The sequence below is a fragment of the Streptomyces piniterrae genome (assembly GCF_005048155.1).
Lineage (GTDB): Bacteria > Actinomycetota > Actinomycetes > Streptomycetales > Streptomycetaceae > Streptomyces > Streptomyces piniterrae.
Genome location: NZ_SUMB01000001.1, coordinates 170,192 through 186,174 on the forward strand (window position 1 = coordinate 170,192; position 15,983 = coordinate 186,174).

Below are 15,983 nucleotides of genomic sequence, written 5' to 3' on the forward strand. Positions count from 1 at the left end.
GACGCAATGCCGCAGGCCCCCGCCATCCGCACCGGCGCCCACCCCGCCCACGTCACACCGGTGATTTCACCGATTCGCAGCGACTCCGCACCGCCGCATGCTCCCCGGACTCCCTATCCCCTCGGAGGGCCGCATGCGAAGGATCATCACTGCTCTGGCCGTCTCAGCAGCCACCGCGATGGCGCTGGGCACGATCGGCACCGCCGAAGCCACCTCCACCCACACCCCGGTGGTGTTCGTGCACGGCTACCTCAGTCACGGCGTCTCCTGGGCGCCGGCGCGCGACGTGTTCAAGGACGCGGGCTACAACGACAACGAACTCTTCACGTACTCCTACGACTTCAACGCGTCGAACAAGGCGAGCGCGCAGGGCCTCGCCGACTTCGTGGCGAAGGTGAAGGCCGAAACCGGTTCGGACCAGGTCGACATCGTGAACCACTCCATGGGCGGCATGGTGTCGCTGTGGTACGTCAAGGAGCTCGGCGGGGCGTCGAGCGTCAAGCACATCGCCTCGTTGGCGGGCGCCCATCACGGCACGTACACGGCCGGGCTCTGTACCGCGACCTCCGCCGCATGTACGGAGATGACGCCGGGGTCCGACTTCCTCAAGACGCTCGCGGACGGCGACGAGACGCCCGGAGACGTGACGTACCGCACCTGGTACTCGCCCTGTGACGGAGTGATCAACCCTTACGCGAGCACCGTGCTCGACGGCGCCACCAATACCTTCGTGCCCTGCGAGACCCATCTCGGCTTCCAGACCGACACCGGCCTGCTCGCCAAGGTCGCGGCGTTCATCAAGGCGGCCTGAGGCAGGTGAGAACTCCAGGGCCGCTCCGCCAAGGATGACTCCGCGGACCGGCCCTGGTCCCACAGTTGCACCAGGGGCTCACATCCCCTTGGCGCCGGCCTTGATGGCCTCCCGGATCCGCGTATAGGTGCCGCAGCGGCAGATGTTGCGGATCTCGTCGAGGTCGGCATCGCCGATCTCCCGCCCCGCGGCCGCGGCCTGCCGGACCTTGGCGACGGCGGCCATGATCTGGCCCGGCTGGCAGTAGCCGCACTGGGCGACATCCAGTTCCAGCCACGCCTCCTGCATCGGGTGCAGGTCCTTGCCGACGGTCGCGGGCAGCCCCTCGATCGTGGTGATCTCGTCGCCCGGCTCGATCTTCGAGACCGGCACCGAGCACGGGTTGAACGCCTTGCCGTTGATATGGGACGTACACGCCTGGCATACGCCGAGCCCGCAGCCGTACTTCGGCCCGGTCACTCCGAGCAGGTCGCGCAGCACCCACAACAGCCGTACGTCGTCCTCGGCCTCGACCGTGATCTGCTCGCCGTTGAGCTTGAAGGTGTGGCTGGTTTTGGACACAGAAGCTCCTCAGTAGGCGCGGTTCAGCAGGCCGGGTTCAGTAGGCCCGGTCGAGGCCGTCGGTGGGGGACTGCGGTGTGGACGGTTCGAGCGGCAAGGGGTCGAAGCCGAGAGTGCCGTGGTTGATCGGGAAGCTGGTCGGCAGGGTGCCGGTGGCGCGCGCATAGGCACAGGCGATCGCGGCGAACGCCGGCGCGACCCCGAGCTCACCGGCGCCGGCGGGCTTGTCGTCGGCGCCCGGCATGACGACGACCCGCAGCTCGGGCGGCGTGTTCCACTGCCGCGTGTAGAAGTAGTGGTCCCAGCTGCCTTCCAGCGGGATGCCGTCCTTGATGTGCAGGCTGGAGGTGAGGGCCAGCGCCAGGGCGTCGTTCAGTCCGCCCATCATCTGCGCCTCCAGGCCACGGGGATTGATGGCGAACCCCGCGTCCACGACCATCAGCGCCTTGGTCACGCGAGGGCCGGTCACCCCGTCCCTGACCTTGCGATCCACCGTCTCGGGACGGCAGTCGATCTCGACGAGCGAGGCGACCGCGCCCCGGTACTCCGCATGCAGCCCGATGCCCTGCGCGACGCCGGCCGGCAGCGACCTGCCCCACCGGCCTTCCTCGACCGCCGTGTCCAGCACGGCCCGCAGCCGCTTGTCCTTCAGGAACTCGCGGCGGAACGCCACCGGATCCCGGCCCATCCGCTCCGCGAGCCGGTCGACGATCAGCTCCCGCGCGCACGCCACGTTCGGCGAGTAGATGTTGCGCATGCTGCCGGTGTTGAACTCCAGCGGCACCTCGTTGAGGAGCTGGGTGGTGACGCCGAAGTTGTAGGGCGAGGACTGGGTCAGCGCGAAGATGGTCTCGGCGAAGGACAGATTTCCGGCCACCGGCAGTTTCGCCGCCGTCGACGTGATCATCTCGCCGAGGCCATGGCCGAAGTCCGTCTGCGAACTGGTGTGACGCTGTTCGTAACTGAGGACGTTGCCGAGCGCGTAGGTGGCGCGCACCCGCGAGACGGACATCGGGTGCGTCCGGCCCTGCCGGAAGTTGTCCGTACGGGACCACGACAACTTCACCGGTTTGCCCATCTTCTGCGAGATCTCGGCGGCTTCGGCGGCCACGTCATGGAAGAGATGCCGCCCGAACGAACCGCCCCCCTCCACCACATGCACCGTGACGGATCCCTGAGGCAGGCCGAGCCGGTCGGCTATCTCCTTCTGGGCCACGATCGGCACCTTGAGGCTCGCCCAGATCTCGGCGCGGTCGGAGCGCACATCGGCGATCGCGTTCTCCGGTTCGAGGGGGCTGTTGCTGGCGAACGCGAAGGTGAACTCGGCGTCGATCTTCTTGCTCAGCAGCGGCGGTACGGCAAGGGGCAGGGCCGCCTTCCTGAGCTTGGCCAGGACGGTGGCGTCCGACTCGGTGTCCACGGTGCCGGGACCCCACCGCACGTCGAGGGCCCGGAGCGCATCGATGCACTGACCGAACGTCTCGCCACGCACGGCCACCCCGTGCTTGATCGCCGCGACATCGGTGATCCCCGGCATCTTCCTGACCGCGTCGGCGTTCCGCACGGCCACGACCGTGCCGTTGATCGTCGGCGGCCGGCGCACCATCGTCGGCTTGGCGTCGGGGACCTGGAGATCCAGCCCGAACTTCTTGCGCCCGGTCACGCTGTCCAGGGCGTCGACACGGTTCCTGGGAGTGCCCAGAACGGTGAACTCGGACGGGGACTTGAGGACGGCGGCGGCCGTGACCGTACGGGCGCTGGCCGCGGCCGTCGCGAGCGACCCGTAGGTGGCGCTCTTCACCGGCCCGCCCCCGTCGCCCTGCGCCGACCCGTACGTGATCACGCCGTCCCTGGTCGTCAGCTCCGACGCCGGCACACCCCACCGCTCGGCGGCCGTCGAGACCAGCCGCTGGCGGGCGACGGCCGCCGCGGTGCGCACCGGGAGATAGATGCTGCGCATCGAGTTCGACCCGCCGGTGAGCTGGTTCATCAGCAGGTCCGGGCGCGCGTCGGCCAGGGTGACCCTGACCTTCTCCAGCGGCAGGTCCATCTCCTCGGCGATCATCATCGCGACGGCCGTGGTCATGCCCTGGCCCACCTCCGCCCGGGGCACCGCGAACGACGCGGTGCCGTCGGAGTGGACCCGCACCGAGATCAGGCCCGCCGTCGGCGCCGCCGCCAGATTCTGCATATCGCCGAGGTCGAAGAGGTCGCCGGGCTGCGGGGGAGACGGCACCGCGGCCTCGGCGGACTGCGCACCGGCCGCGTCCAGACCGAGCCGCGCGCCCACGGCCAGCGTCGGGGCGGCGAGCAGATACCCGAGCACACGGCGACGACCGGGCCCTTCGGGCGCCCCGGACGCCACCTCCGGACTCTGCGGCGGGTCCTGCGACAGGCTCTGCGACGAATCCTCTGGCGGTCGGCTCTGTTCGGCCATGTGTGGTCCTCCCGGGGCGCCTGGACGGTGAGTTGCGGGCCCGCTTACACGCCCTCGGAGCCTGTCATGAGCATGGTGGACTGATCCAGAGTCTGGCGGTGCTCTGTGGGCCGGATGTGGCCGTGAGCTCGGAGAGGGGGCAGAGGGAGGCCTGCGTTCATCGAGCCGCACCGGTAGGAGCGGAAAGCGCCCCGCGTACCGACTCCCCATGGGTCGGAGCGCGGGGCGCTTCCCCATTTCCCGGCGCGGACTCCCCCCACGGGATCCGGCCGGGTGCCTGCCGCTCGTGGCAGGGGCAGGCCTGGCAAGGGGGTCCGGTGGTCTGCCTTTCCCCTTTGCCGGCGGGCCCATTTTGGCGGCGGGCCCATGAATGCATTCAAAGGTGAGAAGCGGTGGCGTGACAATGGGTCTTGGGCATTGTTGTGGTGATGACTGTGGGGTGTACCTACGGTAACTGTGGGCCGCGTCACAAATGCCTGCGGACGGAATTAGGTTCAATTGTTAACGTTCAATTCTCAACGATGGAGAGGGGGGCGGTTTCGGTCGTGGATACGGGCACGCCAGATCACCGAAACGGTCAACGGGAATGCCCGAGTCGCTCCCCATGCCCGTTCTGACCTGCGTAAACGAGGGAAGTGGCAATCGCCCAAACGGTCAAGATCTCCGCACTGACGGAAGCCTGGAAAGGTACCCGGCACAGGTATAAATCTTGGTACATGCGGCCCCGCCAACCCCCATTAGCAGGAGCCACTTTGACTTCCTTGAACAGCACGCCGAACAACTCGGCGAAACGATTCGATGATGCCGGGAATGCTCGGTGGCAGGACCGGTCGGATCGGCCGGTACGCCCCGCAGGGCGGCCGCCGACCGTTTCGGAGCCGACCGCCCCCCATTCCCCCGATGGACGCGCTCTCCGGCGTGATTGAGTACGTACGTGATTGAGTACGCAACCGAAACCGGCCGCCGAATGCGCGATATGGGCACCGACCGTTCCGGGCTGGTGGGCCGGGCCGCGGAATGCGCCGATCTGGCCTCGCTCGTCGAGGAGGCGGAAGGTGGCGGGCAGGCGCTGGCGCTGATCGAGGGACCGGCCGGGGTCGGGAAGAGCGCCCTGCTGGCGGCGGCCGCCCGGTACGCCGGCGGCCGCGGTCTGACCGTGCTCCAGGCGAGCTGCTGCCCGCTCGAGCAGACCATCCCGTTCGGTGTGGTCCGCCAACTGCTCGAACCGCCCCTCGACGCGGCCACGCCGGGAGAGCGGGCCTCCCTGTTGGCCGGGGCCGCCGACATCGCCCGGCCGGTCTTCGAGCAGCAGAACTCCGAAAGAGGGGACGACGACCGGATCGACGCCGACGCGCCGGAGGTCCCCTTCTCCCAGCTCCACGGGCTCTACCTGGTGGCGGTGCGGATGGCGGAGCGCACGCCGCTGCTGCTCCTGGTCGACGACGCACACCGCGCCGACCTCCGCTCCCGGCAATGGCTGACCTACCTGGCGCGCCGCCTGCGGGGCAGCCGGGTGTCCCTGGCCGTCGCCGTGCGCACCGGTGAGAGCGCGGCCGACGACGAGCTGACGGCTCAACTGGCCGCCCACCCCGGCTGCCGGCGGCTGTGGCCCGGCCCACTGTCCCCGACCGCCGCCGCGCCGTGTCTCCACACGGCGGTCGGCGCCGAACCGGCCCCCGAAGTCGCCGAGTTGTACGGACGGGCCACCGGCGGCAACCCGTATCTGCTGCGGACGCTGGCCGACGACCTCGCCCGCAGCGGCGTACCGGCGACCGGCCCGGAGCTGCCCCGGCTGACCGCGGTGACCGCCCGCTCCCTCGTCCATCACCTGCCGGTGCTGCTGAGCCGGCACTCGCCCGAGGTCCCGGATGTGGCCGCCACGGTCGCCGTACTGGAAAGCATCTCCAGCATGGCGCTGCTGCGGGAGGTCACCGGGCTCGACGACGTCGCCGTGGCCGGTGCGGTCACCATCCTGGAGCAGGCCGGTCTGCTGGAGCCGGGACCGCCCTGGCGGCTGCGTCATCCCCTGCTGCGGGAGGCGCTGCTGGCCCGCGCCGACCCGGCCCGCCGGCACGAGCTTCCGGCACGGGCGGCCGACGCCCTCCAGGCGCTCGGCGGGGACGTGACGGAGGTGGCGGAGCTGCTGCTCGCCACCGAGCCGGACGGACAGCCATGGCGTGTGCGGGTGCTGCGGGCCGCGGCCCAGCAGGCGCTGGACCGGCACGACATGACCCACGCCGGAGCGTGCCTGCGGCGGGCCCTGCAAGAACCGCCGGCCGAGGCCGACCGGGCGGCGATCCTCGCCCAACTGGGCATCGCCGAGGTCCACCTGGACCCGGCGGCCGCCGCCGAGCATCTGCGTACCGCGATGGACGAGGAGCCCGAACCGGCCCGGCGCGCCCAGCTGGTCGCGCACCTGGCCGAGGCGCTGACCCTTGTCGGCCGGGCCGAGGAAGCCATCGGCGTGCTGGACGCACTCGCGGACCAGATCCCCGAGGCCGACCGCGAGTCGCTCTACCGGCTGTGGGCGCAGGGCATCCTGTTGCTGCTGGAGGAGACCCCGCGGTTGGCGGATGTGTGGATCAGCCGCGGCGGCATCGGCGACGACCTGCCGGGTGACACCCCCGGCCAGCGTCTCCTGATGGCGGCGCTCGCGCTGAAGAACACCCTCACCGGCCAGTGCGCGCACACCGCCGTCGCCTTGGCCGAGCGCGCCCTGGCCCGGTGCGGTCCGCCCGCCGACCCCGTGCTCACCGGAGCCTTCGGCATCATCACGCTGCTGCACGCGGATCGGCTGGACGAGGCCGCGGGCTGGTACCAGCGCGTGGTCGCCACCGCGCTGGACGAGCAGCCGCCGCCGATTCGGTCACTGCTCCTGTCCATCCGGACCGAGGTGGCCTACCGGCTGGGAGACCTTCCTGCGGCCCTCGACTACAGCAGACAGGCGCTCGCCCTGGCCACGACCGACCAGCGCTACCCGCCCTGCGCCGTCTCCCAGGCCGTCCGCGTCCTGCTCGACCTCGGTGACGTTTCCGAGGCCGCCCGGCTGTGCCAGGCGCCGTTCGAAGAGCCGGTCGGCAGGCACCGGCGCTGGATACCGCTGTTCGCCGCCCGAGCCCGGCTACGGCTGACGCAGGGCCACCCCCGGGCCGCCCTGGCCGATCTGGAGGAGTGCGGCCGCCGCGCGGCGGAAGGCGGCTACGACAACCCCGCGCTGGTCCCATGGCGCTCCGAAGCCGCCCTGATCCACCACCACCTGGGCGACCGCGCCACCGCCGCCCGCCTGGCAGGCGAGGAGTTGGAGCTCGCGCGCGCGTGGGGCAGCCCGCGCACCGTCGCCGCGAGTCTGCGCGCCCTCGGGCTGCTCCGTACGGGCCCGGCCGCGATCGACGCACTGACCGAAGCGGTCGTCCTGCTGGAATCGATACCGGCGCGCATCGACCTCGCCCATGCCCTGACCGACCTGGGCGAGGCCCTGCACAGAGACGGTCATGTCAAGGAATCCCGCGCCCGGCTCCGGCAGGCCCTCGACCTGGCCGACGCGTCCGGTGTCGCACCGTTGACCGAGCGCGTCTACCGCGCCCTGCTCGCCACCGGCGCGCGTCCACGTCGTAAACGGCTGTCCGGTGTCTCCGCGCTGACCAGCAGGGAACGGCGGATCGCCACGCTCGCGGCCGAGGGCATGACCAATCAGCAGATCGCCACCACGCTGTTCATCACCTGCCGGACCGTGGAGTTCCACCTCACCAGGGCATTTCGCAAACTCGCGGTCAATGGGCGAGGGGACCTGGCGCACGTGCTGGCCGGCGTGGACAGGGAACAGCCGGCCGGCGTCGAGGGATAGACGGGCATCGAGCGGAAATCCGCCATCAGGCGGCAATTGGACATCGAGCGGAGGGAATCTCGCGGCCGGCCGGGCCTTCACCTGGAATCTCGCGGCCGGAATCATAAGAACGCACCGAGCGTGGCCGTCTGTCCTCCTCTTTGGGCGCTTGCCGTCCACAGATATCCGCAACCCCGCCGCAGACACCCCCGTAGGTATTTGTCGGGCGGGTCCCAGAGATAGTCACAGCTCTCTCCGCGATCCATTGTGTGCCCGGCCGCGGGCGTCATTGACTGTGGTCAGCGCCGATACGAGCAGGGCTGTTCAGCGCGTTCCGCATTCCCCTTCACGACCGATCAGAAAGGAGGTGTGCGGCAGAGATGTCCGTCCTCCAGCAGCTCGACGTCATAGGCGGCAGCGGCTCCGGCACCACTTCCGGACCGGGAAACAACCAGGAAGCGGTGCAGCCCTGGGCCGAACTGCCCGATGCGGCAATCGCCTTGGCCCTGCGCACCCCCGCGACGCGAATTCCCACGGGCCGACGGGTGTCCGCGGCGGAAGCCGAAACATCCACTGAGGATCCCCGGGCCCGCAGAAAGCAGATCGGAAAGGCCGCGGCCGAACTGCGCCGGCGTCACCTTCCCGCGCTGCTCGACTACGCCCGTCTGTGCGGACGGCCGGCATCCGCCGAGGACCTGGCCCTCGACGCGTTCCAGCACGCGGTGCGCGAAATCCGCACCGCGCCGCGTGTCGCCCAGCCGTCGCGTTACGACCTGCTCCGCCACGTCCCGAAAACCGCCGCCCGGTGGGCCGCCTCCGGCCGTCGAGCGGACCTCGCTCCCGAATTCCTCGCGTGGCTGGACGGCAATCCGCACAGCGCCACCGGCCAACCGCCCTCCGCCTCACTCCCGTTGGATGCCACTCCGGCACTACGGGCCTTCCGACGGCTTCCGGACCGCGCCCGCGCCATCCTCTGGCACACCGTCGTGGAGCACGACGACCCGGAGGAAACCGGCCGGCTTCTGGGTGTCCGGCCAAAGACCGTGCCCCTCCTGGGGCGACGCGCTCTGGAGCACTTTCGGGGCGTCTGCCTGGAAGCGCACGCCGACGCGTCCGATGGCCGGCAATGCCGCGGTTTCGGCTCCCTGCTGGAGGCCGCCACCCGCTGCGCCGACGCGCGTCCCAGCGCTGACATCGATCAGCACCTGGCCGGCTGTCCTTCCTGCACTCACGTACACACTCTGCTGGCCGGCATGAACGAGCGGCCGGACGCGACGCTGGCCGAAGCCCTCCTCCCTTGGGGCGGCGCCGCCCTGGTGGCCATGAGACGCCCCCGAACGACCACCGGGACGACGCCGAACCGGCCTCCGGGGAGACGAGGTGCGGCCCGCCATCCCGCAGGATCCGGCCGCCGCGCCGCTTCCCACGTCGCGTCCAGGACAGCATCGGTATCCGGCGCCGGGCGGCTGCTCTCCCTCGCCGGCAAGTTCCCGGTGGCGAGCGTCACCGCGGCGGTGGGCCTCACCGTGGCGGCCGCCGCCCTGGTCCCGCTGCCGATGGTCGGCGGCAACACCGGCTCGGCCGCCGGGCCGCTGCCCTCGGACACCCCCCGCTCCACCCCCGACGGCGGCTCCGCCCCGACCCCTGCCGTCAGCACCCCACCCGAGCCCATCGCCCCACCCGCACCCAGCTACCCGCCGCCACCGACGAACCCGCCCCTGCCCAGGCTCTCGCTTCTGCCCGACCGGCACTCGGCGGGCGTCGCCGAGCCCTGCCCGCGCGGGGCGGGCCGGGACACCGCGGACTGCCACCAGGCCACCCACGGTCACACACCGCCCGCCCCGCACAGCGCGCCCGCCCCGCCACATCCCGACCACTCGAATTCGGCCCTCCCACTTCCCGCGTCGGTTCAGGCACACGCCAAGGTCGGCACGGATACGTCCGTCACCTCGTACCTGGAACTCCTCAACGGCCGGTCCAGCCTGCGCCTCGACGTCGGGCACCAATTCCCGAAGATCGGTGCCGACGTCCTCGCCAGTCCCCTGGGCGCCGACGTCCTCGCCAGGCCCCTGGGTGCCGACGTCCTTGCCCACACCCTGGATTCCGGTGGCGGCCTGCATGCCCGGGTCGGGGTCGGGCACCTCACGTCCTCGGCAGGCGAACCCGAGCACGACACACAACTCCTCCCTTGTGCGTCGGCCGGCCGGGTCATCCCCCTGGGCAGTCGCGTATTCCCCGACCAGAGCTCAGCTCGGACTGCCTCGGACGACAACTCAGGCGGTGGAGTCGGAATTCCGGCGATCCAACCCCAGCCCCAGCCCCGTCAGACATGGCTCACCGGGGAAACGGCCTCGATGCCGCCCAGGCAACAACTCCCGCCCAGAGACAGCCTCTTCGCGCCCCTCGCGGCAGACAAGGACTGATTTCAGATGCGCGTATCGACAATGAGCGGTGTCGTGTTCGCCGCGGCCCTGCTGGCAACCAGTGGCGTGACGTCGAGCGGTATCGCGGCCGCCGAGCCGACCAAGACGGCCGCCGGCGACAGCGCGACCGTCGCCACTCTCGGGCGGTTCCTGCACAGTGACACGATCGATGTGCCGGGTGCGGACGGCGGTCCGCGCGAAGGCGGCACCATGACTCTCCGGCTCCGCGGCGAACCGCTTGAGGTGTACTGCGTCGATTTCCACCACCCGACACACACCGGTGTCCGCTACTCGGAAACAGACTGGAAGAAAACGACGCTGTCGGGGAACCGGGACGCCGGAAAGATCGCCTGGATCCTCAACCACTCCTACCCCGGCACAACGATCCATCGCATCGCTTCCACCACCGGTATCCGCGGGCTGACCGCAGACGCGGCGGCGGCCGCCACTCAGGCCGCCATCTGGCACTTCTCGGACAAAGTCGATGCCAGGCCGCGTAATCCAAGCGCCGCGAGACTCACCGACTGGCTTGAGAGCCATGCCACGAAACTGGCGGAGCCCCGCCCCTCGCTACGGCTTTCCCCGTCGCATTCCGCCGGAAAGCCCGGCGAGAAGATCGGCCCGATAACGTTGACCACCAGCGCCGCCGAAGTCCGGCTACGGACGAGCGCGCCCTCAGGCGTGCAGGTCGTCGACGAGCACGGCGCACCGGTCAGCACGGCCTCGGACGGCGACAAGCTCTTCATCTCCGCGAATTCGACCAACTCCGTGAACTCCGAGAACTCTGCGAACTCTGCGAACTCCGAGAACTCCACTGCGGTAAGGAATGCGAAACTGGCCGCCACGGCGACGGTCAAGGTACCCGTCGGACGCGCCTTCACCGCACAGGACGCAGCCACCCAGACGATGATCCTCGCCGGCTCCGCACCCGTTTCCCTCGCCGCCGAGGCGACCGTCGAATGGATACCGCCCCGCGAGGCGCTCTCCTCGCCGGCCGCCAGGCATCACAGCCCGGCCGCTGCCCCCCACCTCGCCCAAACCGGCAGCAGCGCGACGCCATTGTTCGCGATTACCGCATCCCTCTTCGTGGCGATGGGTGGCGCAATGGTCTTCTTCTGCTGCCGGGGCCGCCTGCCGTTCCGCAGGTGCGCGCGGCGGAGATGAGTAGCCGTACGGATACGCCGGCCCGCCCCGCCTGCGATGTTGGCCCGATGAACCACTCGACCTCGACATCCGCCGGGCCGGCCGGCCACATGGCCGCGACAGCGCTGGGCATCCTGCTGTGGCTGGCCACGGCCGTCTGCCTCGGCCGTCTCGTGCTCCAGTGGGCGAAGCCGTTGGGTCGCCTGCTGTTGGCCGCGGTCGCCGGGATGTTCGGCGTCGATCTTTCGCTGGACACCGGGCCGCGGACGGGCTCGCTCCTGCTCGCCATCGGTGCCGCCGCCGTCGCATGACCGCTTGCGCCCCCCGTCGGGAGGCGATCGGCGGCCCTGCTAGTCGCGCTCCGCGCTCCCCTTCTCCGCCTTCTCCGCGTTCTTCTCCTTGATCCGCGCCGCTTCCTTCCGGACGTCCGCCTGCGTGGCGCGTTCCTTCTGAAGCCACTCGGGGCTCTCCGCCTTCAGCGCCTCGATCTGCTCCGTGGTGAGGGCTTCGGTGACGCCGCCACGCGCGAGACCCGAGATGGAGACACCGAGCTTCGCCGCGACCACCGGACGGGGGTGCGGACCGTTGCGCCGCAGCTCCCGCAGCCACTCGGGCGGATCGGCCTGCAGTGCGTTCAGCTCGGTGCGCGAGACGACACCCTCCTGGAATTCGGCGGGGGTGGCCTCGAGGTACACACCCAGCTTCTTCGCCGCGGTCGCGGGCTTCATTGTCTGGGTGCTCTTGTGCGACGTCATGGTGTCAAGGGTATCGAGCGTGTGCGCTACCTCTGACCACGACCGGTAGCCTGGCGCGGTGACAGGCTCGGAAGAATCCCCTTCGTTCCCGGAAGAATCGTCTTCGTTCCGGCTCGCGTATGTCCCGGGAGTGACGCCCAGCAAGTGGGTGCGGATCTGGAACGAGCGCCTGCCGGACGTCCCGCTGACCCTCATCCCGGTATCCGCCGCCGAAGCGTCCGACGTACTGCTGAGCGGCGGCGCCGACGCGGCTTTCCTGCGGTTGCCGGTCGACCGGACGCACCTCAGCGCGATCCCGCTCTACACGGAGACGACGGTGGTCGTGGTCCCGAAGGACCACGTCGTGGCGGCGGTGGACGAGGTGTCCGCCGACGATCTCGCCGACGACATCCTGCTGCATCCCCTCGACGACACCCTCGACTGGGAGCGTCCTCCGGGACGGCCCGCGATCGAGCGCCCCGCCACGACGGCCGACGCCATCGAGCTGGTGGCGGCGGGCGTGGGCCTGCTGATCGTTCCGCAGTCGCTCGCCCGTCTGCACCACCGCAAGGACCTCACCTACCGCCCGGTCACGGGCACCCCCGAGTCGCGCGTCGCGCTGTCGTGGCCGGAGGAGAAGACCACCGACCTGGTGGAGGACTTCATCGGGATCGTCCGCGGGCGGACGGTCAACAGCACACGGGGCCGCCCCCAGGCCCAGACCCAGGCCCGATCCCAGTCCCAGGCGCAGCCGAAGGGCAAGCGCGCCGATGCCGCCGGCGCACGCCGGAAGCCCGCCGCCGGCAAGTCGACCGGCAAGAGTCCGTCGTCCGGCAAGAGCGCACGCAGCGGTTCCGGCGGCCCCAAGGGCGGCAAGCGCGGCAAACCCCGCCGCCGGTCGTAGCCCCGGTCGTACCGTCCGCGCGCGGACTGCTCAACGACCGTGGCCAGTTCAACGACCGTGGCCCGTACGCCTCTTACCGGACGTCGACCGCCGGGCGACTCCGCCCCCTAACCAGGGGAAACTCCGGCTAACCAGGGGAAACTCGGGGATTCTCGTCGTGTGTTACCGGCCGTCCCCGGTGCCGGATGAGAAGATCGTGTCCAGCATCGGCATCGGCATCGGCCCCGAGCGATTACTCGCTCCCGCGCAGTTGGGAGTTGATGTGTCCGAGAACAGATCAGCACTGAACAACAAGTCAGCTCTGCTGAGTCAGCGCGCCGCCATCGTCCTCCTGCTGGGCGCCCTCACCGCCCTCGGCGCCGGCGTGCTCACCTGCTTCAACGGTGGCACCCTGGCTTCCGCCGCACTCGTGGGCAGCGCGGCGTTCGGCGCCGGAGTCACCTTCTTCCATTCCGTCATCGACTGAACCCTCCCGGGCGGGTTCCGCTGTGCCAGATCGCGGGAACTGCTCCGCGTACGCCCCGTGTTCGCATCCGCCGACGGCCCACGAGCGCACGGCTGTGACAAGATCCACTGCTGATGACCGAGTTGACGGGCTGCGTCTTGTGCGGCGGAACGATCGCCCCCGATGGGTACTGCTGGGAATGCGGTGAGGCACAGCCGGCCTACCGCTCGCACGTCGAGATCACGACCGAGGGCGGTGCGGCGGGAGTCAGCGACCGCGGCAAGCGGCGCGGTGTCAACGCCGACTCCCTCGCGTTGCTGACCGTCGACGTGTGGACGATCGGTGTCGTCTGCGACGGTGTGTCCATGTCGCCCCGGGCGGAACGAGCTGCCCAGGTCGCGGCCGAGGTCGGCGCGGCGTCCCTGGCGGCGCGGCTCCGGGACGGCGTGCTGCCGGAAGTCGCGCTCCATGAGGCCGCCGTTCGCGCGGGCCGCGCGGTCAGCGCCCTGGCCGCGTCCGTCGACGCGGCACCGGCCTGCACCTACGTCTCGGGAATCGCCGGTCCGGACGGCATCTGGAGTGCCTGGATCGGCGACAGCCGTGCCTACTGGCTGCCGGACGAGGGACCGGGGATGGCGCTGACCGAGGACGACAGGGGTGAGCACGAGGCCCTCTCCGCCTGGCTCGGAGCCGACGCCGACGCGCCGGCACCGCGTATCCGAAGCTACCGACCCGCGCGGTCGGGCCGTCTGCTGCTGTGCACCGATGGGCTGTCGCGCTATCTGCCCGAGGCCGACGGTCTGCGGGACATGATTTCTCGTCACCGCCGCGCGGCATCGGCCGGCGGTGACCTTCTCGACGAAGCGCGGTCGCTGGTCGGATACGCGCTGGACGCCGGCGGACACGACAACATCACCGCACTGCTCATCCCCGTCAGCGGAGGTGTACCCACGTCAGGCTGAGGGAGGCCGCGGGGGCGGAGCGTGCGGAGCTCGTCTCCGGCGGCCCTGGGCCGTTGGCCTCCTCGCGGCCTATCGGGATCGGGCCATGCTGCGCCAATGGTCCAGTGTTTTCGCCTTCTGTTGAGCCAGAAGGGCTCCGGATGCTGTGATGTCCCTGTCGATGGCGCTGCGGATTCCGCGGCGCCTTTTTCATGCGGTTAAACGGAAGGGGCGGGGAAGCCGTGCTGAAGAGGATGTTCGTGGCTCCGGATCCCGGGCGACTGCGGTTGCGCAGCGCGTCGCGGGCCGTCCTCGGCATCGCACTGGCGATGGTCCTGTGCGGCCTCGCCGGACACTCGCTCGCCGCGGCCATCACCGGCGGCCTGGCCGCGCTGCTCGCCCTCTTCACGGTGACCGACGCGACGGTCCGCGCGCAGGCCGTCAGCACCGCGCTGCTGCCCGCCGTCGGCTTCCCTGTGCTCGCACTGGCCGCCGGCCTGCACGACCACCCCCTGGTGCGGGACACGGCCTTCCTCGGCGTCGTGGGCGCCGGTGTGTACGCCCGCCGCTGGGGGCCGCGCGGGCACGCCCTCGGCGTCTTCGCGTTCATGATGTTCTTCGCGACACAGTTCCTGCACTCGGTCCCCGCACAGCTGCCCGAGCTCTACGCGGCCGTCCTGTTGTCCCTCCTCGCCTCGTCGGGCGTGCGGTTCGGCCTGTGGTGCTACGAGCGGCGGCTGCCGCAGGGCGCGGTGCCCGCTCCGCCCGGCGGCCGGGGCCTCGCCCGCACCACGACCCGCCAGGCGGTCCAGGCCACCGTCGCCTGCGCGCTGGCGCTGGGCGTCGGCCAGTATCTGTCCGAGGACCGCTGGTACTGGGCCGTCGGCACCGTCTGGTGGATCTTCGTGAACACCGCCTCGCGGGGCGAGACGCTGGTCCGCGGCTTCCGCCGGGTCCTCGGCACGGTCGTCGGGATCGCGGCCGGTCTGCTCGTCGCCATCCCCTTGCACGGTGCACCCGCCCCGACCGCCGCCCTCGTCGCCGGCTGTGTCTTCGGGATCTTCTACACGGCCGCGGTCTCCTACTCCTGGATGATGTTCTTCGTGACCGTCATGGCGGGACTGCTGTACGGCCTGCTCGGTGTGCTGCACCCCGGTCTGCTGGCGCTCCGCTTCGAGGAGACCGCCGTCGGCGCGCTGGGCGCCGCGCTCGCCGTCGTGCTCGTCCTGCCGGTCACCACCCACGCCGCGACCGACGCCTGGATCCAGCGCGCCGTGCGGTGCGTACGGGACTGCACCGCCGAGTCCGCCCGCCGGCTGGCCGGCGACGCCGAAGCCGACCCGTCCCCCTATGTCGCCGAACTCGAACTGCTGCTGGCCCGGGTGCGGCTCTCGCTGGTACCGCTGCTGCATCCGCTCAACCCGCTGCGCCACCGCAAGGCGCGCGCCCGGCAGGTCATGACCTACCTGGACGACTGCGCCGCGCAGGTCAAGGGGCTGGCCGAGGTCGCCGCCGACCCGGCCGCCTCGCACGACGCCCGGCTGACCGCCGCCTGCCAGCGGGTCGAGGCCGTCGTCGGCGCCCTGTTCGCGCCCGGCGCCGAAACCGCCGCCGCGCCCGACGCGCCGGCCGCGGCCCCGCACCACCACCCGGGTGCCGAGCGTGCCCTCGCCCATCTGCACAGCCTGGAATCCGCCCTCACGGCTCTCGCCCAGCCCGTACGAAGCTCACCGCGCGCGCCGTTCGCGGCGTCGTAGGGAC

The 15,983-nt window shown here is 70.8% G+C and carries 12 protein-coding genes; 9 read left to right on the forward strand and 3 right to left on the reverse strand.

From position 1 onward, the window contains the following. The first annotated feature begins 133 nt into the window (after positions 1 to 133). Entirely contained in the window at positions 134 to 811 is a 678-nt protein-coding gene (locus FCH28_RS00775) for an esterase/lipase family protein (RefSeq protein ID WP_136737694.1), read from the forward strand. A gap of 78 nt (positions 812 to 889) precedes the next feature. On the opposite strand, the gene FCH28_RS00780 is transcribed toward FCH28_RS00775, so the two are convergent. Further along, positions 890 to 1,372: a (2Fe-2S)-binding protein gene (locus tag FCH28_RS00780; protein WP_136737695.1), complete on the reverse strand. Its 483-nt coding sequence runs from the start codon at positions 1,370 to 1,372 to the stop codon at positions 890 to 892. A 37-nt stretch (positions 1,373 to 1,409) separates the two neighbouring features. Further along, positions 1,410 to 3,809 carry a molybdopterin cofactor-binding domain-containing protein gene (locus tag FCH28_RS00785; RefSeq protein WP_136737696.1) on the reverse strand — a complete coding sequence of 800 codons (2,400 nt, stop codon included), beginning with the start codon at positions 3,807 to 3,809 and terminating at the stop codon, positions 1,410 to 1,412. Positions 3,810 to 4,743: 934 nt separating this feature from the next. Here FCH28_RS00785 and FCH28_RS00790 point away from each other — a divergent pair. The 4 genes from FCH28_RS00790 (at position 4,744) to FCH28_RS00805 (ending at position 11,509) form a co-directional block, all read left to right on the forward strand. Further along, positions 4,744 to 7,653 carry an ATP-binding protein gene (locus FCH28_RS00790; RefSeq protein ID WP_136737697.1) on the forward strand — a complete coding sequence of 970 codons (2,910 nt, stop codon included), beginning with the start codon at positions 4,744 to 4,746 and terminating at the stop codon, positions 7,651 to 7,653. 359 nt (positions 7,654 to 8,012) lie between these two features. Beyond that, entirely contained in the window at positions 8,013 to 10,055 is a 2,043-nt protein-coding gene (locus tag FCH28_RS39635; RefSeq protein WP_136737698.1) for an RNA polymerase sigma factor, read from the forward strand. Positions 10,056 to 10,088: 33 nt separating this feature from the next. Beyond that, positions 10,089 to 11,219: a thioester domain-containing protein gene (locus FCH28_RS00800; RefSeq protein WP_169314011.1), complete on the forward strand. Its 1,131-nt coding sequence runs from the start codon at positions 10,089 to 10,091 to the stop codon at positions 11,217 to 11,219. A 47-nt stretch (positions 11,220 to 11,266) separates the two neighbouring features. Then, positions 11,267 to 11,509, forward strand: coding sequence for a hypothetical protein (locus tag FCH28_RS00805; protein WP_136737700.1), 243 nt, complete (start codon positions 11,267 to 11,269; stop codon positions 11,507 to 11,509). 39 nt (positions 11,510 to 11,548) lie between these two features. Here the strand turns inward: FCH28_RS00805 and FCH28_RS00810 are convergent, their stop codons facing one another. Next, positions 11,549 to 11,953 (reverse strand): DUF5997 family protein, encoded by a 405-nt coding sequence (locus tag FCH28_RS00810; RefSeq protein WP_136737701.1) that lies wholly within the window; start codon positions 11,951 to 11,953, stop codon positions 11,549 to 11,551. 58 nt (positions 11,954 to 12,011) lie between these two features. On the opposite strand from FCH28_RS00810, the gene FCH28_RS00815 reads away from it, so the two are divergent. The 4 genes from FCH28_RS00815 (at position 12,012) to FCH28_RS00830 (ending at position 15,979) form a co-directional block, all read left to right on the forward strand. Then, on the forward strand, positions 12,012 to 12,836 hold the full coding sequence (locus tag FCH28_RS00815; protein ID WP_136737702.1) for a LysR substrate-binding domain-containing protein: 825 nt from the start codon (positions 12,012 to 12,014) through the stop codon (positions 12,834 to 12,836). A 196-nt stretch (positions 12,837 to 13,032) separates the two neighbouring features. Then, entirely contained in the window at positions 13,033 to 13,302 is a 270-nt protein-coding gene (locus tag FCH28_RS00820; protein WP_246102224.1) for a hypothetical protein, read from the forward strand. A gap of 113 nt (positions 13,303 to 13,415) precedes the next feature. Next, positions 13,416 to 14,243: a PP2C family protein-serine/threonine phosphatase gene (locus FCH28_RS00825; protein ID WP_136737703.1), complete on the forward strand. Its 828-nt coding sequence runs from the start codon at positions 13,416 to 13,418 to the stop codon at positions 14,241 to 14,243. Between the two features lie 221 nt (positions 14,244 to 14,464). After that, positions 14,465 to 15,979 carry an FUSC family protein gene (locus FCH28_RS00830; protein WP_136737704.1) on the forward strand — a complete coding sequence of 505 codons (1,515 nt, stop codon included), beginning with the start codon at positions 14,465 to 14,467 and terminating at the stop codon, positions 15,977 to 15,979. Positions 15,980 to 15,983 lie beyond the last annotated feature (4 nt).